Raw genomic sequence first — 20917 nt, forward strand, 5'->3', positions numbered from 1 at the left:
GACATGAAAAAAATAACATATATGATAATGGCATGCTTACTTTTTGTGGCATGCGATAATACGAACCCTTTAGAGGATTTGGGAGGTGCAAAAGCTGCATTCGCAAGTTGGGTTTCGGCACCTTCTGGGGATTTACTTGTATCTGATGCAGCGTCATCAGTTAGTTGGGAATTTGAGTTAATTGATGGAAATGGAGGTAATGATGTTACCTCTGTTGCAATCGACGTAACAGATGGAACGAATAGTGGAAATTTAGCTACTGTTAGTTCTTTTTCAGCAAATAGCAACGGAGTACAAGGAGCTTCGGGAAGTTTTAGCTTAACTGATATTGCTACTGCACTTGGTGTAGCAGTTGGTACGATTGGTGAAGGCGCTGATTTCGATTTTACTATTACAGTAACTAAAAGTGATGGTACTACATGGGGCCAAGCAAATGCTGGTGCTGCATCAGGATATGATCCTGCTGTACCATTCTCTATGAGTACTGCAACTGAAACTGTAAGTGTAGCAAGTTTTGCAACTATAGATACTTACCTTAATTCAGGTAACGTGGATACTGTATTCTTAGAATTTGCTAATGATTTCACTTCAGAATTGTCTGTTCAGCCTACTGTGACACGCATTTCAGCGGGTGGGAATACAGATGATGCCATTGGAGCAGTTCAAGTATTAACAGATGCTAGTGGAGCAGATTCAGTATACTATGTAAGCTATACTCCAGGAGCGGCAGCAAATGATACTATTAACATCGTTGTAGCAGGTGCATCAGCGTTTGCAACTGGATTTGTAATGACAAATGACACGACTGAAATGGTCTACATTATAGATAATGCAAATCCTACAATTGCTGCGAATGGTTCATCTGAGCAGTTTGGAACTGGTGGTGCATCTCTTGGCTACGAGTTCAATCTTGTAGCTAGTGAAACTATTGGTTGGGCAGTACTCGATGTTGATTGGGTAGATGTTGGCACGACTGATTCTACTGTAAAGATTGATGGTGATGATACCGCAGTTTTGAACTATATGTTTGATTGGGCTCAGGCTGACGGTGCAGTGACACTAACAATGACAGTTTATGATTTAGCTGGAAATAGCGTGGCTATTCTTCCAGTAGTATTAAATTAATTTTTAATATTATTAGATTTCAAAAAGGTCACCGCTTGCGGTGACCTTTTTATTTAATTTTTATATTCGATTCATTTAAGCTTCTTATGTCTCAGCTTTTTAAGTTTTATAGAATAGTATTTTTATTACCTGGTATGTTGTTTTTTGGATGTGAAACCAAAAATGAACAAGGTGACAGCACCTTGTTCAAACATGTCTCTAATTCAATAGATTTCATTAATGTTTTAAAAGAGGACACAGAACTCAATCCGTTTATTTATGATAATATCTATAGTGGATCGGGCATAGCTATTGGAGATATTAATGGTGATGAATTACCGGATTTGTATTTTGGGGGAAACCAAGTTAAAGACGAGCTCTATCTGAATCTGGGGAATTGGAAGTTTGAGAAAGTTACTGAGAAGGCCGGAATACTCAATAGAGGAGGATGGACAAGTGGAGTTTCTATGGTCGATATAAATAATGATGGTTTTCTTGATATTTATGTGTGCAAAACCTTGTATGATGATTCACCTGAATTAAGGATGAATGAATTATATATCAATAATGGTGATGGTACATTTTCTGAAGAAGCACAATCCTTTGGTTTAGCAGACCCTTGGAGAAGTCAACAGGCAGTATTTTTTGATTATGATAAAGATGATGACCTTGATTTATTTTTAGTCAATCAGCCACCAAATCCTGGCATACTTTCTGAGTTAAAAGGAAATGACTGGAGAATACCATTGCTTAGCTGGAGACTCATGCGTAATGATGAAGGTTTCTTTAATGACGCAACCGAGGCTGCAAACGTCAATGATGTTGGCTATGGATTGAGTGCAATTCCTTCAGACTTTAATAATGATGGTTGGACTGATATTTATGTAACGAGTGATTACAATAATCCTGACTATTTATATATCAATCAAGGCGACGGCACTTTTAAAAATGTGCTGCAAAAAAGTATGGGTCACATAACCTATTTCAGTATGGGAGTAGATGCCTCAGATATCAATAATGATGGTTGGTCCGATTTAGTTGTTGTGGATATGGTTGCGAAGGACAATTTTGGATTAAAGTCAAATATGAGTGGAATGAATCCTGACGCATTTTGGAATACCGTCGAAAATGGGGGGCATTATCAATATATGATGAATACCCTGCAGCTAAATCAAGGGGTAGATGAATCCGGAACAAACGTCTTTAGTGACATTTCTTTGCTGAGTGATGTTTCATTTACAGACTGGAGTTGGACACCACTTTTTTCAGATTTTGATAATGATGGATTTCAGGATTTATTTATTTCTAATGGTATTTATCGAGAGCTAAGGAATACCGACGCTATTGCTGAAATAAACAAAAGTGTAACGTCCTATTTAAAACAAGGGATGAGTAAAGATGATATTCTGAATAAAGCTATCAATTCATTGTTGGCTATTTATCCTCAAAGACGAGTGTCCAATTACGTTTTTAAGAATAAGAATGGAATGGAATTTCGTGATCTAAGTACAAATTGGGGACTTGATGATGGATTCTGGACAACTTCAGCAGCATATGGTGATCTTGATCTCGATGGCGATCTTGATTTAGTTATAAATAATCTAAACGATACATCAGTCGTTTATCAAAACTTATCTAATGAATTAAATAAGAATAGTTTCATTAAGCTTTCGGTTCCATCAAAGGAGATCGGAGCGAGAATAGAAATTTCTTATAAAGAAGATTCTAAATTACTGTACCAGTTCAGGGAAGTAAATAACATTAGAGGGTTTTATTCTTCTGTAGACCCTACGGTTCATTTTGGTCTTGGCAAAGCCAAAAAAATAGAGCGTTTGAAAATCACCTGGAATGATGGTTCAATAACGGAATTGAAGGAAGTTGCTATAAACAAGACAATAAAATTAGAGAAGCAATCAAGTAGTGAACCTTCTGAAGAAGTAATAAGAGCTTATGCTGGGCTATTTGTAAAGAAGCCTTCAAAGGCTTTTCATAGGGAGAATGAATTTGATGATTTTGAAAGAGAAATATTATTACCGCATAAGCTTTCTGATTTTGGACCAAAGTTATCAGTAAACTCAAAAAATGAAATATATTTTCCTGGTGCATTGAATTCTGTGGGAAAGCTGATAAACCTTCTCACTAACGAAACAAGGGATATCAATTCTAATCCAGATGTTGAAGAAGTTGCATCGGTTTTTTTTGATGCAGACAATGATGGTGATGATGATCTTTATGTTGTTATTGGAGGCAATGAACAAAGTTTAGATCGATCTTCATATCAAGATTTGTTTTACGAAAACAAGGACGGTAATTACTCTAGAAGAAATATTTTACCGACTTTTCAAAGTAGTACCATTGTAGCTAGACCGTTTGATTATGATGGAGATGGAGATGAAGACTTGTTCATAGGAGGTAGACTTGTTCCAGGTGAGTATCCATTGGCACCAGGAAGTCGATTATTCAAAAATACGTTCATTGAAAATGGGATTTTGGGATTTGAAGATGTAACAGCGATATCAGCACCGCAGCTATTAAATACGGGGATGGTAAATGATGCAATCTGGTCAGACTATGATGGAGATGGTGATTATGACCTAATAATTGTTGGAGAGTGGATGCCCATAACTGTATTTAAAAATGAGGCCGGAAAATTGACGAGTGTTTCGAAGGATTTAAATCTTGACGAGAAAACTGGCTGGTGGTTTCATATACAAGCGGCGGACTTTGATAATGATGGAGATGAGGATTATTTAGTTGGAAACCTTGGTCTTAACTATAAGTACAAATCATCTGCTGAGAGCCCATTCTCCCTGTACAGCCACGATTTTGATAGCAATGGGCGGAGAGATATAGTCTTAAGCTATTTTGATTCTGGTAAGGAAGTGCCATTAAGGGGTAAATCATGTTCCAGCCAACAGATCCCTGATTTAAAGAAAAAAATAAAATCTTACAATGAGTTTGCATCCTTAAGTGTAAATCAGATTTATGGTGACGAAGCATTGAGCAACTCACTCACATACAAAGCAAATACATTTAAAAGCATGCTTTTAATGAACGAGAATGGATCACTTATAGAAAAGACTCTGCCAATTGAAGCTCAAATAGCTCCCTTAAGAGCGTCAGTTCCAATTGATTTAAACAAAGATGGATTACTGGATATCATTTATGGCGGCAACCTTTATGGTGCTGAAATAGAAACTCCTCGAGCAGATGCCGGAGTAGGAGGTGTGCTAATTAATGAAGGAGGGTTATCATTTAGGTCATTATCAGCTCACGAGACCAAACTCTATTTAAACAACGATGTTAGAGATATATTAGTAATTGATAACAATACTGAAGTTGATCAATTGATTGTTTCTGCTAATAATGATAGCTTAATGATCTACACGATCAATCCAACATATAAATTCGAATAGATCATGAAAAAAACACTTTGCTATTTTACAATCCTAGCAGCTTTTGCTGTAAACGCTCAGTCTCCATATGAAATAATTGATAGCGTTAGCTCTGAGAGAATAAAGCAAGACATTCAAAAGTTGGTTTCGTTTGGCACAAGACATACAATGTCTGATACTGAGTCAGAAACACGCGGAATCGGAGCGGCTCGAAGATGGATACAATCAGAATTTGAAAAGATAAGTAAGGATTGTGGAGGTTGCCTGGAGGTTTCCACACAACGAACTTTAGAAAAAGGAAGTGAAAAAACACGAATTACAAAGGATACAGAAATTGTTAATGTGATTGCAGTGATTCGAGGAACTAAATATCCAAATCGTTACGTAATCATGTCTGGTGATATTGATAGTAGAGTGTCTGATCCATTAAATTATACTGATGATTCACCGGGTGCTAATGATAATGCTTCGGGTATGGCTGGTGTAATTGAGGCGGCTAGAGTCCTCTCTAAATATGAATTCGAAAGCTCAATAATGCTGGTAGGTCTGTCAGGTGAGGAACAAGGGCTCTACGGAGGGAAACATCTTGCAGCTAAGGCAATAGAAGAGGAATGGGAGATTGTTGGTATACTCAATAATGACATGATAGGTAATATTCAAGGAGTAGATGGAGTAATTGATAATCGAACATTTAGAATTTTCTCTGAACCAACTAATCCGAAAGACTCAGATTTCCAAAAACGAATGATGCGGTATTACGGTGGCGAGGTTGATGGTGTATCAAGGCAGTTGGCAAGGTATGTCTATCAAATAACTAAAACCTACATGCCGGAAATGAATCCGATGATGATTTACAGACTCGATCGATTTGGCAGGGGAGGACATCATCGACCATTTAATGATGCTGGATTTGCAGGAGTACGAATAATGGAGGCACATGAAAATTATACACAGCAACATCAGGATATCCGCGAGGAAGATGGTATTAAATACGGAGATGTAATTGAAGCTGTTAATTTTGAATATGCCAAAAAACTAACCACAGTCAATGCGATTTCGCTTGCCGCACTAGCTTCGGCTCCTTCCCAGCCTCAAAATGTAGCAATAAGTGGAGCTGTTCAACCTTCTACTACCCTTTATTGGGATAAAATTGCCGATCCTAACCTTGCGGGATATAAGGTTTATTTTAGAGATACTACCTCACCAACCTGGGACAAATTTTATCATGTAGATAAAGAGGCAAACGAATTTACCTTAAAAGGAATAGTCATCGATAACTACTTTTTTGGCGTATCGGCTGTAGGTAAGAATGGTAATGAGAGTTTAGTCGTATTTCCGAGTGAAGTAAGGAGATAGAAAGAAATTCAACTACAAAAAGCCTCATACTGAATTCAGTTTGAGGCTTTTTTTATTCCTTCAGTTGAATCCATACATTTTACACGACAGTAAATGGATTCTTTTTAGACCTAATTGGTAGCCTATACACATAAAAATCGAAAAAGGTTGGATTTCGACCCATGCCTTTTTTTACAATTAATTGGATGACTTGGGAGCTAACATTAAAGGTTTATTCAACTAATTAAATTTTATGAAAAAAGCTTACTTAGTATTAATGGCATGTCTTTTTGTTGCCTCAAGTTTGATGGCGCAGAGGACGGTAACGGGTAATGTCACCGATGATGACGGTGAAGGAATACCCGGTGCAACGGTTCAAATTAAAGGAACCACAACTGGTGTAGTTACTGATGTAGATGGTAGCTACAGTTTGACAGTTTCCAATGATGATGTCTTACTTATATCATTTATTGGATTTATTACACAGGAAATTCCTGTTGGAAATAGAACAGTAATTGATGTTTCAATGGCTGCAGATTTCACGGAACTTCAGGAGGTTGTGGTTACAGCAATTGGATTGACAGCTCAAAAAAGAGATTTGGGCTATTCTGTTCAGGAAGTAAATAGTGAGGAAGTAGATCGTGCGAATGAGGTCAATTTAGTAGCTAGCTTAGCGGGTAAAGCTGCAGGTGTTCAAGTAACGAGTTCCGGAGGAACAGCAGGTGCAGGAGCACAAATCAGAATACGGGGAAACTCAACCATTCAAGGATCGAATTCTCCACTATTTGTTGTGGATGGTATTCCGATAGATAATAGTACATTCACTACGGCAGATTCTCCAGAGGATGCAATCTCTAATTTAGGTTCTGGTGGTGTAAATAACTCAAACAGAGCTATTGATATCAATCCGAATGATATAGCTAGTCTTACCGTTTTGAAAGGTCCTGCAGCAACCGCACTTTATGGAGTACGAGCGGGAAACGGAGCTATTTTGATTACAACTAAAAGAGGTAAAAAAGGTGCTGCCAAAATCAATTATTCATTTGGAATGACCTTTGACAAGGTCAATAAGCTACCAGATTTGCAAACGACATATGCTCAAGGTAATGTTGTAAGCGGAGTGCCAACTTTCCAGGGGCCAATGACAGGTTCATTTACAGGAAATAGTTGGGGTCCGAGGATAGATGAGTTGCGTTATGCAAATGAAGCATCAATTTGGGATCCAAATGGACTTATAGTACATTCTTCAGATTCCAGAGCAACAAGTAGAGTAGCGCAAGCATATAACAATACTGAAGCATTTTTTGAAACAGGTATTACGGCAAATCACTACATAAGTGCTAGTGGTGGAACCGATAATGTTAATTACTACCTATCTGTTGGGTACTTGAATCAGGAAGGGATCATTCCGAATAATACGTTTGAGAGAACTTCAGTTAAAGCAACCATTTCATCTAACCTTACGGATAGATTGAAAGCAACAATCTCTACCAACTTTATCAATAGTGGTGGACAAAAAGTACAGAATGGATCAAATACCTCAGGCGTGATGCTTGGGCTATTAAGAACCACACCTTCGTTTGATAATAGAGCTGGTGTCGATCCAGATAACGACCCATCTGCATATCAGTTTGATGATGGAACACCAAGGGCATACAGAGGTCAAATTGGCGGTGGTGCCATTTATGATAACCCATATTGGACTGTTTACAAAAATTTCATGAATGATAACGTAAACAGAGTTATTGGCTATGCACAATTAAGTTATGATTTTACCGAGTGGTTTACATTAAACTCTCGGGTTGGTATTGACCAATATTCAGACTTCAGAAAGTTTAGAAATGATATCGGTTCAGGGTCTTTTGGAGTGGGTCAGGTTATTAACCAGGCGATTACAAATACAGATCTTAATGTTGATGTTTACGGTACGATTCAAAAAGAATTGACCTCTGATATCTATCTAAATGGTACGTTCGGATGGAATTATTATGATAAGAAAGTTGAAAATAGAAGAGAAGATGGACAAGGTCTGGCTTCTAGAGGTTTTTTCAATGCAGCTAGTGCTCAAAGCTTTAGCGTGGTAGAAAGACCAACAGCTAAGCAATTGTATGGTGTATATGGTGACATAAGACTTTCGTATCAAGAAATGCTCTATCTAAACATTACCGGAAGAAATGACTGGTCTTCCACTTTGGGATCGTCTAATAATTCATTTTTCTATCCAGCGGTTGCTCTAGGCTGGGCATTTACTGAAAATATTGATTTAGGAAATGCACTGCCATATGGTAAATTAAGGGCTTCCTATGGAAAAGTTGGTAATGATGCTCCGTTTGGATTTACAGCATCATCATTCACGCAAGCAAGAGTACGAGATGGATGGACTACACCAAACGGTGTTCTTTTCCCAGCTTTAGGAACAAACTCGTTTATTCCTAACAACATTCTTGGTAACCCAGAGTTAAAACCTGAATTCACAACTACCTTCGAGATAGGTGCCGATTTGAAATTTTTAGGAGGTAGAATTACCGCTGATATTACTTATTACAAATCATTGACAGAAGATGCAATCATTAGTGTAGATCTTCCTTACACTACAGGATTTGCTCAAACTGTAATTAATGCTGGTGAAATTGAAAATAAAGGTATAGAGGCAGTAATTACAGGAAGTGTTGTAAGAACGCAGGACTTTGAATATGAGATTGGTTTAATCTTTAATAAGTACGAGTCAATTGTAAATGAGATCGCCCCAGGCTTGGATGTGATCACGATTGATCCATTTGGCACACAACGAATCCAAAAAGGGGAACCGTACGGAATTTTCTTCGGAACTAGATTCCTAAGAGATGATCAAGGAAGAATGGTAATCGACCAGAACACAGGAATGCCTTTGCAAAACCCTGTTGATGGAAAAGTCGGTAACCCAAATCCAGATTTCACACTAGGATTCAGAAATACTTTTACATATAAAGGCATCGAGCTTTCTATGTTATTTGATTTCCGTAAAGGGGGCGATGTATACAATGGTACTTCAGGAGTGTTGAATGGCTTTGGCGTAGGTGCTGAAACATTGGATAGAAATGAGGTTGTAGTTTTCCCAGGTGTGGAAGCTGATGCCAATGGTAATCCAACAGAAACTGTAAATACCCTTGCTGTCGTAAAAGGCGGTACTGACGGAGGTACCAATTTCTATCAAAACTATGGTTTTGTAAACTTGGACGAATTGACTGTACAGGATGGCTCATGGATTAGATTGAGAGATGTAAATATCTCGTATAGCCTACCTGCATCGCTGATAGATGGGCTTCCATTCTCAGCAATTACAATCAATGCAAACGCACGAAATGTATTCTTGATTACCGATTATACTGGGATTGATCCGGAAACCAACTTGACTGGTGCAGCTAGTAATGTATTTGGATATGACTATTTCAATAATCCGAATACGAAGAGTTATGGGTTCAAGTTAAACTTTACCCTATAATCAATCTAAAAAGATAATAAGATGAAAATAAAAGTAATATCTATATTGACTTGTCTCGTTTTAATCAGCAGTTCATGCGATTTTGATGAGGACATTAATGTAAGCCCGGCAACACCTGCTGATGTATCAGCACAAGCGATTGTGCCTGCTGCTCAAGCCGGAATGGCGTGGGTAGTTGGCGGTGAATTGGTTCGATTGAGTGGACTATTCACCCAACAGTTTGTTGGAATTAACGCTCAACAAGCGGATAACTATCGCTATTTATGGGTTCCAGCCGATGGCGATGGAATCTTCTTTAGGATGTATGTATCTACATTGCAGCCTCTAGTAATTATCGATGAAAAGGCAACTGCTGAGGAGTCGAATCATACTTCTGGTATGGCCAAGGTTTTGATAGCTCATGGGCTAGGATCTATGACGGATCTATTTGGCGATGTACCTTATACAAGCGCTTTTGGGGCAAGAGATGGCAACCTTCAGCCTACCTATGATACGCAGGAGGATGTTTATACGACCATTCACAGCTTGTTAGATGACGCAATCACACTTCTTAGTGGACCTGCTGGAAATGGTGCAGCTCTAGGTGGCGATGACCTTATTTATGGTGGTAATACTGCAAGCTGGATTGCTGCAGCACATTCACTAAAAGCTAAGTATTACATGAGGCTTTCAAAGGTAAGTGCAACAGCATATTCAGATGCTGAAGCGGAACTTGCAAATGCAATTGCTTCTTCTGCTGGGGACTTGCAGTTATCATTTGGAACATCTCCTAATGAATCTAATCCTGCATATCAGTTTTCTCAAGATAGAGGAGGTAATATTAATATTGATCCATTTTTCTTTGGCATGCTGAATACGCTGAATGATCCCAGAAGATCTGCTTTATTTTTAGTAGATGCAACTCAGCCTTCTGGCTATTCAACCACATTTGATGCTGGCACTTATTATACCAATATCAATGCTCCAGTGATAATGACAAGCTACACAGAGATGAAGTTTCTCGAAGCGGAAATTGAATTAATGGGAAATAGTGATATTCCTGCAGCGGAAGCCGCTTTGGCCGAAGCTATCGGATCATCTATAGCGAAGCTGACAAGCTCCAGTGATGCGGCATATGTGGCAACAAACTCCGCTTTGGCCGGGCTTGCGGATGATGCAGCTCGCTTGGAGCAGATAATGACCCAAAAGTACATTGCAATGTATTCTAATGGGATTGAGCCATGGGCAGATTATAGAAGAACAGGATATCCAAATCTGACTCCAAATTCAAATGGAATTAACTCGTTCAACTTAAATGGAGAAATACCAAGAAGAGTTTCATATCCACAGACAGAGATTGATTTGAACAATGCAAATGTTCCGATCAAAGATGGGAACTTGCAAACGCCAATGTGGTGGGATAATTAAATGAGAATCAACTAATCAAAAACTAAAACCGGGAATCTTAGATTTCCGGTTTTTTTATGAATTAAGCCTTAGATTTATTCGCTAGCTACTTTAAGATTTGTGCTGTATGGTCTTTGGTTTTTACCTTCTCGATTACTTCTTCAATGTTACCTTTTTCATCGATTAAAAAAGTAGATCTAAGCGTACCCATATATTCTCGTCCCATAAATTTTTTAAGATCCCACGTGCCAAACGCTTCATGAACAGATTTGTCTTCATCAGCGAGAAGTTTGAAGGGTAAATCGTATTTGGTGATAAATTTTTGATGAGATTTTTCTCCGTCGCTACTTACACCTAATACTTCATATCCCTTCTCTTGGAGTGCTTCATAATTATCTCTTAGGTTACAGGATTCTGCTGTACAGCCAGGTGTATTATCTTTTGGATAGAAGTATAAAACAACTTTTTTCCCATGATAGTCAGAGAGTTTTACTGCATTGCCATCCTGGTCTTTGCTTTCAAAATTTGGCGCCTTATCGCCGGGCTTGAGTGTGATCATAATGTTTTAGTATATATCGTTCCGTTGTTCGAATTGTCAATAACTTCTAACATAAACCTTCCACGAAAAGGAATGTTTTTATTCAGTTTTTCAGACCAAACCAGCTTACGCTTGGGCTCATAGTGCATCAGCACAAATTCACCATCGATAGTTGCTTTGAAACTTTTGATGCCGGATAGCTCATCATCAATCCTAAACTTTAGCATATCTGGGTTTGCCATTTTTAGCTCGATATCCGGCGGAATTGAATCTTCAAGTATTGTATATGTAACCAGATCACGAGTGTCAAATGTGATTTGATCATTATCCCATTCTCCTCCCATAAAATTGAAGCGTTTACCAAAAACAGAATACACTTTCGCTTTTTCCTGGTTATAAGAGAGTTGCGGGTTTAAGGAAATATTCATATTTGATCTAATGGGCTGAGTAGGATTCTTAAAGTGAAACAATTCAAGATTTCTTGTAGAATCTATTTTCTTGTCAAATGCCAGATACAAGGTATCAAAAAGGGATCTCCTTGCAAGATTAAGAGTAAATTCGGGTTGAACATAACTGATTTCTTGGTTGGAAGGAAGCAAACCAACCAAATGAGTAGTGATTGTTTCGCCATCTATGAACAAGCTCTTCGGGGTTCCTTTCCTCAGATCCCAGAGGTAGTATTCAACCTCACCTTCTTGTCTGTAGGATTGAATGTTAACCCACTCATCAAGCATGACTGAAGCTTGCTGGGCTGATTTGAAATGAAGGTAGTTCCCAATCTGTTCTATCGCTCTCAACCGAGGAGGTTGAATTACCTCTTCTGCATTTAGTAATATGCGTGTAGTTGATGAATTCTTATAACTATCCTCGGTGTTTATCAGGATTTCTCTTTGGTTCGAGAATGTAATCCCTCGATTGACAACTGTATACATATTGTGCTCATTGCCATCCGCTAGGTATAACTTATTAAACCTTCTGCTTCCTTTTTTATAAGCTGGATAATTATAATGAACGAGTACATTTCGCTGTTTTCCAAACGAAAATGATTCCTTGTGTTCTGAAAATAACGTATCGCCATCCAGCTGAAAGGTTGTTTTCACGATTCCATTTTTGTTTGGAATGCCGTCCATTGGATCATATGAGTAAATTTCAACACCTATGTTTCCTTCCAGATAAATTGGCTCTGTGGTTTGAAACCAACTGGTGTTTTTGATGAGATCAAATTCGTATCGTCCAAAAAAACCATTGACTCGAGCTTTTTCATCTAGTGTTATAAATGCCACTTTCTTCACTACTGGTGGAATATTATCCCTAATTTCTTTAAAACCCAATGTCAACACATCTATGGGTTGATGATTAGCGTCTCTAATTTCAAAATGCAAATGAGGCCCACTAGAGGATCCTGTATTTCCAGAGTATCCGATGATATTTCCCCTTTTAAAAAGAAACTGATTTGCTTCTGGAAAAAGATCTACTTCGAATGATTCTTTTCTGTATTGCTCCTTAAGCACCCATGCAGCAATTTTTGGATCAAAAGCTTCAAGGTGCGCGTACACTGAAAAAGTCCCGTTTGGATGTTTCATATACAATGCATATCCATATCCGGATGAAGACACCTTGATTCTGGAAATATATCCATCAGCAACAGCGTAAATCGGCAAGCCTGTCCTTCCTCCGGTTTTCACATCAATACCTGTATGAAAGTGTGAGCTCCTAATTTCACCTACTGTACCAGCCAAATAGTTTTGTTGACCTGGATTAATTGGAAATTGATAGTCAATGGAATTCAGGTCTTGCCCGATAAGGTTCAAGACGAATAAAAGCAGTATAGATGGTGGTAAAAACCTCACTTTGTTATTTAACCTCAAAATCAAACATCTGTTTATCCTCCAAATATCCTACCAAACGATCACCAATCTTTACTGGACCCACTCCTTTTGGTGTTCCGGTGAACACAATGTCTCCGGTTTTCAATAAGATAAACTGGGATACATAAGAAATAATTTCATCAATTGGCCAAAGCATAAGACTTGTATTTCCCTTTTGAACTTCCTGGTCATTGATTTCAAGTTTAAAGTTGACATCAGACATATCGCTATCTCCTTTTGGGATGAATTTAGAAATTGGAGCTGATCCATTAAATGCCTTGGCAATTTCCCATGGATGACCTTTTTCCTTCACTTTGGTTTGCCAATCTCGTGCAGTAAAGTCTATGCCAAGTCCAATTTCATCATAGTATTGATGTGCAAATTCTTTTTGAATTGATTTTCCCTCTTTTTTTATTTTCACCAAAACTTCGACTTCATGATGTACATCTTTAGAAAAATCAGGATAGAAAAAAGGCTCGTTATTCTTTAGAAGTGCTGTGTCTGGCTTCATGAAAATGATTGGATGTTCCGGCCGTTCATTTCCAAGTTCAGCTATGTGTTCGGCGTAGTTTCTGCCAATGCAAATGATCTTCATATTCTTACTTAAAGTTATACTAAAACCTTCCCGTACTTCTGGATAGATATTTCAGCATTTATACTTGTAGTAAAGATTCTGAAACAAGTTCAGAATGACCAATATTTTAGGCATTTAGTGAGCTAAAATTTCTTCCAGCTCCTCAACCTCCACATGCCCATTGGAATTAATTTCTTTCAAAGTCACTTTTTTCACTTCATTGATGAGGATAGGATCATACTTTGCAGCTACTCGTACATAATTTTCTGTAAAACCATGCATGATGCCATTTTGTAAATCTTCCTCGAAAAGGACTTCAGAAGTATTTCCAAGCATCTGCTCATAAAAATATCTACGCTTCTTTTCCGAAAGACCTCTTAGCATTTTTGACCTTTGGTTTCGTTCTCCTAGATCTACGATACCTTCCATATTAACAGCTTTCGTGTTTGGACGCTCTGAAAAGGTGAATACATGCAGATAGGAAATGTCAAGCTCATTGAGGAAGTTGTAGGTGGTTAAAAATTCTTCTTCTGTTTCACCTGGAAAACCAACGATTACATCCACTCCAATACAGCAGTTTGGCATTAATGATTTAATCTTTTCAACTCGACTTTGGTATAGATCTGATAAATAGCGACGATTCATTTTTTTCAAAATATTATCACTACCAGATTGCAATGGAATGTGGAAGTGCGGAACAAAGCGTTTGGATTGGGCTACGAACTCTATCACCTCGCTGGATAGCAGATTTGGTTCAATAGATGAAATTCGAAATCGATCAATTCCTTCCACTTCATCCAATGCCTTGACCAGATCAATAAATTTTTCTTTCCTTCTTCCTTCCTGAATACCAAAGTCACCGATGTTTACTCCCGTAAGCACAACTTCTTTTACCTCTGTTCGCGCAATCTCTTCAGCCTGTCTTACAATATTTTCAATAGTATCACTTCTACTCTTGCCTCGCGCCAGCGGAATAGTACAAAACGCGCAACCATAATTACATCCATCCTGTACTTTTAGAAATGTTCGTGTCCGATCAGCGATGGAATAGGAGGCGTTATAAGTTTTTGCTTCCTTGATCTCGGAAGCAAACACACCACCTTTTGTGAAATCATCCAGATAATCAAATAAACGAAACTTCTCAGCAGCGCCTAGGACAGCATCAACTCCCTGAATTTCAGCAATTTCTTTTGGTTTTAGCTGCGCATAGCAGCCAATGATGGTGACGAAACTATCTGGGGAAATTTTCTTAGCTTCCTTTACAATCTTCTTGCATTTCTTGTCAGCATTTTCAGTAACTGAGCAGGTGTTGATAATGAAGATATCCGGTTGATCGGTGAAATCAACTTTTACATAACCTTTGCCTTCGAACATCCGGGAGATAGAGGATGTCTCCGAGTAGTTAAGCTTACAACCCAATGTATAGAATGCGACCTTTTTCATATCGGATCGCAAAGTTAAACTGAATAAATATTAAAGCAACGGTGAAAGATACTCCCAAACCGTTTCAGCAACAATCCGGTGACCATCAGGAGTAGGATGGATGCCGTCTCGAAGATTAAGCTCTGGGATACCTGCTACATTTTCTAGCAGAAACGGAATGTATACTGCATCATTTTTTTGAGCTAATTCAGGAAAAATATTTTTGAATTGATTGGTATAGTCTTCTCCAAGGTTTGGTGGCACCATCATACCAGCGATGATAATTTTTGCTTGAGAGTTTTCTTTTTTTACTGCATCTATAATGGCTTGTAAGCTTTTAATCGTTTCTTCTAAAGGCAACCCTCTCAAACCATCGTTTGCCCCAAGCTCGAGAAAAAATATATCTGGCGTCGTACGCAACACCCAGTTTATTCTACTTTTACCTCCCGCTGAGGTTTCTCCACTCAGTCCCGCATTGATGGTTTTGTAGTTCAACCCGAGAGAATCAATTCTCTTTTGAATAAGTGCAGGAAAAGCCTGATCCATATCCAGTTGGTAACCTGCGGTGATGCTATTTCCAAAAAAGAGAATAATCTTTTCAGATTTATCTTTTTCCTGAATAGTTTCATTTTTTTCAGTAGGCTTCTCTGGCACTTCAGTAGTAGCTTCACCAGCTGTACTACAACTAGCAAAAAGGACTAAAAGGACTAAATTTCGGACGCTAACGAGCATAGAATGTGTGTTAGTATTCAAATATGCTTAGTGGTGTAACATATACGCCGCTTAGCTCATTTATGATGTATTGAGCCTAAGTTACAAACATGAGCGAAGGCTTTGCGTTTACATTCCTAAAATTTTCTTCATGCCAAACGAAGCACCCATTTTAGAGGTTTCATCTACTTCCAAAACATTTAAGAACGGAACAAGAGAAGTTCACGTGTTAGTAGATATCAATTTTCAAATAGCAGAAGGCTCATCTGTAGCAGTAGTTGGCCCTTCTGGTAGCGGAAAAACAACCTTGTTGGGATTATGTGCTGGGCTTGATAGACCTACTTCAGGTTCCATTACTCTCAATCGAATCTTGCTTGATCGGTTGACAGAAGATGAAATGGCCCAAATCCGAAATCAACATGTTGGGTTTGTATTTCAAAATTTCCAACTAATTCAGACATTGACTGCATTGGAAAACGTAATGATCCCACTGGAGTTACAAGGAATAAAAAGTGCAAGACAACAAGCTGCTGAGCTATTGGAGCGAGTTGGGTTAGGTGAGCGTATCAATCACTATCCTTCTCAATTGTCTGGTGGAGAACAGCAACGAGTAGCGATCGCACGTGCATTTTCCAATGAACCAAAAATTCTATTTGCTGATGAGCCCACAGGAAATTTGGATGAAGAGACCGGTCAATCTGTGGAAGACTTGCTCTTTGAAATCAATCAGGAAAAAGGAACAACACTTATCCTGGTGACACATGATTTAGAGCTAGCCGAAAAAACCAACCAGATCATACAGCTCAAAGGAGGCAAGATCATTGAACAGCGTAAAGGAAATAATGTTTCTCAAATGAGATCGGCTGCTTCTTAGTTTATGGATAAACGCATAAAAATAGAACCGTCAAAATACAGCCGTTCATGGCCATGGAAAATGGCATGGCGCGACAGTAGAAAAAGTAGAGGTAAGTTGTTGCTTTTCATTACATCCATATCCTTGGGTATTGCAGCGATGGTTGGGATTACCTCTTTTCGAGAAAACTTATTGGTAGAAATTGATAAACAAGCCAAGGGTTTGGTTGGATCGGATGTGCGAATACAAGGTCGCAGAGAGCTACCTGATACGCTGCTGCAGTCATTTAAAGCAATGACTTCCGACTATTCGCATGAAAACTATTTCGCATCGATGGTTATGTTCCCCAAAACTAGCGGAACACGATTGGTACAGGTGCGTGCCTTAGAAGGAGAATACCCTTACTATGGAAATATAGTTACTAAACCAGTTGAAGCTTCTAAGCAGTTTCAGACTGGACGTTATACCCTCGTAGATGAAAAAATGATGCTTCAGTACGGAGCTCAGGTTGGTGACAGTCTTAGTGTGGGCTCTGTGACTTTTGAGATTATAGGTGCGATTACTCAGATTCCTGGTCAAACGGATGTATCCTCATCAGTTTCACCAGTTGTCTACATTCCCTATCAATATTTGGAAGCGACAAAACTGGTTCAAAAGGGGAGTAGAGTAAATTATGTGCACTATTTCATGTTTTCGCAAGATCCTGCAGATACGGCTAAGCTGTGGCGAAAAACTGCAAATTTGACCGAAAGTAAGGGATATGATGTAGAAACCGTGGAAGAAGAGAAGCGAGAAACTGGAGAGGACTTTGAAAATTTGTCAAATTTCCTTGAACTCGTTGCGTTTACCGCCTTACTACTTGGTTGTTTGGGAGTAGCCAGTTCCATTTATGTTTATGCTAAAAGCAAGGTGCAGGCTGTGGCCGTCCTCAGATGTCTGGGAATGAAAGCAAAGCAAGCGGTGAGTGTATACTTGATTCAAGTAACTCTTTTTGGATTTATCGGTGCACTTATTGGAAGTGTTTTAGGACTGGTCATACATATGTATTTGCCGGTGGTTGTGCAGGATTTTCTTCCCATCGACCTGGAACCAGTACCATATTGGCCCGCACTGCTTGTAGGTGTTCTGATTGGAATTGTGATTTCACTTTTATTTGGCCTGTTATCGTTAGTCAGTCTAAGAAATATCAGTCCGCTATCCGCTATTCGACTGGGATTTGGTGATGACAAATTCAAGTTTGATAAACTCCTGATCCCGATTATTGGTGGAATAGCATTATTTATTTTTTTGTCTGTTTATTGGCAGATTCAATCCATTGGACAAGCATTAGTTTTTTCAGGTATACTGATAGGTGCAATTGTGTTTCTTGGTGCAATTGGAAAAGGAATAAGCTGGCTCACCAGGAAGCTGATGCCAAAAAATCTTAAGTACGTCTGGAGGCAGGGCTTTTCAAATTTGTATCGACCTAATAATCAGACAGTAATCTTGATTATGGCATTGGGATTGGGAACATCATTTCTTGCAACGCTTTACTTCATGCAGGATTTATTGGTACAACGCGTTTCTTTATCTGCAGCTAATGATCGTCCAAATACGATTCTCTTCGACATTCAAGATGGGCAGCATGAGGAGATAAAAGCATTGACTCAAGAATATCAATTGCCGGTGATTCAGGACGTGCCTGTGGTCACCATGCGATTGCTTGAAGTCAAAGGATATACTAAAGACAAAGCCTATAATGATACCACTGTTTCAATCTCAGACTGGGCCTATAGCCGCGAATATCGGGTGACCTATCGTGATTCATTGATTGATTCTGAGAAGATTGTGGAAGGTGAGTGGATAGGCGAAGTACGAAACGATAGCATCTTCATCAGTATATCGGAGGGTTTTAAAGACAACTTGGACATTGAGCTAGGAGATGAGCTGGTGTTCAATGTGCAAGGAGCAATCTTAAAGGTTTACGTAGGCAGTTTCAGGGAGATAGACTGGCGCAGGGTACAGACCAACTTTCTGGTATTGTTCCCGTCAGGTGCGCTTGAGCGGGCACCTCAGTTTCATGTGATTGTAACACGTATTGATGAAATGCTAACTTCCGTAAAATACCAACAAGCTGTGGTGAAACAATTTCCAAATGTTTCGATTATAGATCTTGAGTTGATTTTAAAGACCCTCGAAGACGTGCTGGGCAAAGTAGCTTTTGTGATTCAGTTTATGGCCTTTTTCAGCATCGGTACTGGTATTATTGTAATGATTAGCTCGATCATACTCAGTAAGTTTCAGCGCGTTCAAGAAAATGTATTGTTACGAACCTTAGGTGCATCGAAAAAGCAGCTATGGACGATTACAATTGCCGAATACTTCTTCCTCGGGAGTCTTGGAGCGATTAGCGGAATTTTCCTTGCGGCATTGTTTTGCACGCTACTGGGTCAGTTCTTATTTGAATTTACGTTTGTGCCAAATCCGGTACAAATAGGAATAGTCTTTGTGGCTGTGACGGGCATGAGTGTGCTGATTGGATTGCTTAATAGCAGAGGTGTAGTACGCCAGTCGCCAATGGAGGTGCTGAGAAGGGAGGGTTAGCTACCTTCTGCGCATCGGGTAATCAACCTTCTCCAATTCACGCTCAATGAGCTTCTCAATTCGTTTCATTTTGTAGTTGTCGTCCTTGTTCACAAGTGTGATAGCTACTCCACTGGTCTTAGCTCTGGCCGTCCGCCCAATTCGATGGACGTAATCAGCTGCATCGTTGGGTACATCATAGTTTACTACAAGGTTGATGTCTTTGATATCGATACCTCGAGAAAGGACATCCGTAGCAACCAGAATGCGCAATTTCTTAGCTCTAAATTTTAGGAGGATACGTTCGCGTTCATCTTGTTCCAGCATGGAAGAAATACCCTTTGCTTCCAGTCCTACTTTGCTCAGGCTTTTTACAATGTCGGATACTTTCTTTTTAGTTGAACTAAAAACTAATATGCTTTCAAAGTCGTCATATCTGCTAATCAATTTGCTAATTAGCTCTGTTTTATAGCCCTCTTCCACTCGATAGACTTCCTGACTGATTTTCTCTGAGGGTTTGGCTAACTCTAATGTAATCCTGAGTGGATCCTTTAAAATGCTTTTTGCCAGCTTTTCAATTTTTGAAGCCATTGTGGCACTAAACATGGAGGTTTGAGAGAGATTAGGTAGGTAGGTTATGATTTTCTTAATATCATCATAGAAATTCATGTCTAGCATGCGATCAGCTTCATCCAAAATAAGATGAGTTACCTGGTCAAACTTCACATAGCCGAGATTGAGGTGTGAGATAAGTTTACCAGGCGTTGCTACCACAATGTTACTTCCTTGGGTCAATGCCTTTTTTTGCTGGGCAAAGTCGGAGCCATCGCCACCACCATAAATAGCAATAGAGTGTACAGGCAGATAGTAAGAAAACCCTTCAAACTGTTGATCTATCTGAATAGCTAGCTCACGAGTGGGGACAACCACCAAAACCTTGACATCTTCGCTTGGATTTTGTGCCAGGTAGTTTAATGTTGGAATTACGAATGCAGCAGTTTTTCCAGTTCCTGTTTGTGCACAGGCGATTAAATCTTTCCCTTGGAGGATGGCTGGAATGGCTTGTTCCTGAATAGGGGTAGCTTCAGAAAAGCCCATGTGATCGATCGCTTCAGTGAGTTGATCGTCTAGGTTGAATTCATTAAATGTCATGTGCGGCAAAGATGCATAATCCTTTGAAATAAAATGAGGCTGTTTCAATCAGGTAGTCATCCTTTGAAACAGCCTCTGTAATAATTTAAAACATTTTTTAGCTGAGCCAGCCAGCTGATTTTCCCTTCTTTGCCAGGAAGATCAGACCAATGCCGATTAGCAAAACCATAATAGGCATGACTGCACCACCAGGTCCATAAACTTCCATAGAATTACTCATAAAGAAGTTGTAAAACATTTGAACAACGATTCCTAGAAAGGAAATAATCAGAACGATATAGGCAAGTCCTTTTCTAAGGAGGAGTAGTAAGCTACCTAGTGCACCACCCCATACGGCTATGGCGAAAGCAGCCGTAGCCCAGGCAGGTGTTTGATTGATCAAATCTTGCATAGCTTGCTCCATTTGTGCTATTACATCATCTGGTGTATAAGCCTGACTAAGGTAAGCTCCGACTCCCATGAGATTCCAGATTAGTGCAATTACACTTACTACCCAAAACCAGGTAGGTGGTTTTACAGATCCATTTGTCATAATT

Annotated in this window: 14 protein-coding genes; 7 read left to right on the plus strand and 7 right to left on the minus strand. The window is 39.1% G+C overall.

Going from position 1 to position 20917, the window contains the following annotated elements:
• The first annotated feature begins 3 nt into the window (after positions 1–3).
• The 5 genes from ABJG98_RS04135 (at position 4) to ABJG98_RS04155 (ending at position 10722) form a co-directional block, all read left to right on the plus strand.
• Positions 4–1125, plus strand: a complete 1122-nt coding sequence (locus tag ABJG98_RS04135; RefSeq protein ID WP_348278212.1) for a hypothetical protein — start codon at positions 4–6, stop codon at positions 1123–1125.
• 86 nt (positions 1126–1211) lie between these two features.
• Positions 1212–4520 (plus strand): CRTAC1 family protein, encoded by a 3309-nt coding sequence (locus ABJG98_RS04140; protein ID WP_348278213.1) that lies wholly within the window; start codon positions 1212–1214, stop codon positions 4518–4520.
• A 3-nt stretch (positions 4521–4523) separates the two neighbouring features.
• Positions 4524–5855 carry a M28 family metallopeptidase gene (locus tag ABJG98_RS04145; protein ID WP_348278214.1) on the plus strand — a complete coding sequence of 444 codons (1332 nt, stop codon included), beginning with the start codon at positions 4524–4526 and terminating at the stop codon, positions 5853–5855.
• 232 nt (positions 5856–6087) lie between these two features.
• Positions 6088–9315: a SusC/RagA family TonB-linked outer membrane protein gene (locus tag ABJG98_RS04150; protein ID WP_348278215.1), complete on the plus strand. Its 3228-nt coding sequence runs from the start codon at positions 6088–6090 to the stop codon at positions 9313–9315.
• A gap of 21 nt (positions 9316–9336) precedes the next feature.
• Entirely contained in the window at positions 9337–10722 is a 1386-nt protein-coding gene (locus tag ABJG98_RS04155; protein WP_348278216.1) for a SusD/RagB family nutrient-binding outer membrane lipoprotein, read from the plus strand.
• Positions 10723–10807: 85 nt separating this feature from the next.
• Here the strand turns inward: ABJG98_RS04155 and bcp are convergent, their stop codons facing one another.
• The 5 genes from bcp to ABJG98_RS04180 all read right to left on the minus strand — a co-directional run bounded on the left by bcp (position 10808) and on the right by ABJG98_RS04180 (position 15835).
• Positions 10808–11257 carry a thioredoxin-dependent thiol peroxidase gene (gene bcp, locus ABJG98_RS04160; protein WP_348278384.1) on the minus strand — a complete coding sequence of 150 codons (450 nt, stop codon included), beginning with the start codon at positions 11255–11257 and terminating at the stop codon, positions 10808–10810.
• Entirely contained in the window at positions 11257–13089 is a 1833-nt protein-coding gene (locus tag ABJG98_RS04165; RefSeq protein ID WP_348278217.1) for a M23 family metallopeptidase, read from the minus strand. Before ABJG98_RS04165 ends, bcp begins: the two co-directional genes overlap by 1 nt.
• Before the next feature lie 4 nt (positions 13090–13093).
• Positions 13094–13702 carry a fumarylacetoacetate hydrolase family protein gene (locus tag ABJG98_RS04170; RefSeq protein WP_348278218.1) on the minus strand — a complete coding sequence of 203 codons (609 nt, stop codon included), beginning with the start codon at positions 13700–13702 and terminating at the stop codon, positions 13094–13096.
• A 114-nt stretch (positions 13703–13816) separates the two neighbouring features.
• A complete protein-coding gene (gene mtaB, locus ABJG98_RS04175) occupies positions 13817–15124 on the minus strand; it encodes a tRNA (N(6)-L-threonylcarbamoyladenosine(37)-C(2))-methylthiotransferase MtaB (RefSeq protein WP_348278219.1) in 1308 nt (435 codons plus the stop codon).
• Positions 15125–15154: 30 nt separating this feature from the next.
• A complete protein-coding gene (locus tag ABJG98_RS04180; protein ID WP_348278220.1) occupies positions 15155–15835 on the minus strand; it encodes an arylesterase in 681 nt (226 codons plus the stop codon).
• Positions 15836–15965: 130 nt separating this feature from the next.
• On the opposite strand from ABJG98_RS04180, the gene ABJG98_RS04185 reads away from it, so the two are divergent.
• Together ABJG98_RS04185 and ABJG98_RS04190 are read left to right on the plus strand one after the other, a co-directional pair.
• On the plus strand, positions 15966–16688 hold the full coding sequence (locus ABJG98_RS04185; RefSeq protein ID WP_348278221.1) for an ABC transporter ATP-binding protein: 723 nt from the start codon (positions 15966–15968) through the stop codon (positions 16686–16688).
• A 3-nt stretch (positions 16689–16691) separates the two neighbouring features.
• Positions 16692–19250: an FtsX-like permease family protein gene (locus ABJG98_RS04190; RefSeq protein WP_348278222.1), complete on the plus strand. Its 2559-nt coding sequence runs from the start codon at positions 16692–16694 to the stop codon at positions 19248–19250.
• Here ABJG98_RS04190 and ABJG98_RS04195 read toward each other — a convergent pair whose 3' ends face one another.
• Positions 19251–20381: a DEAD/DEAH box helicase gene (locus ABJG98_RS04195; RefSeq protein ID WP_348278223.1), complete on the minus strand. Its 1131-nt coding sequence runs from the start codon at positions 20379–20381 to the stop codon at positions 19251–19253.
• 97 nt (positions 20382–20478) lie between these two features.
• Positions 20479–20913: a hypothetical protein gene (locus ABJG98_RS04200; protein ID WP_348278224.1), complete on the minus strand. Its 435-nt coding sequence runs from the start codon at positions 20911–20913 to the stop codon at positions 20479–20481.
• Positions 20914–20917: the final 4 nt, after the last annotated feature.

The organism is Ekhidna sp., assembly GCF_039960695.1.
GTDB lineage: Bacteria > Bacteroidota > Bacteroidia > Cytophagales > Cyclobacteriaceae > Ekhidna.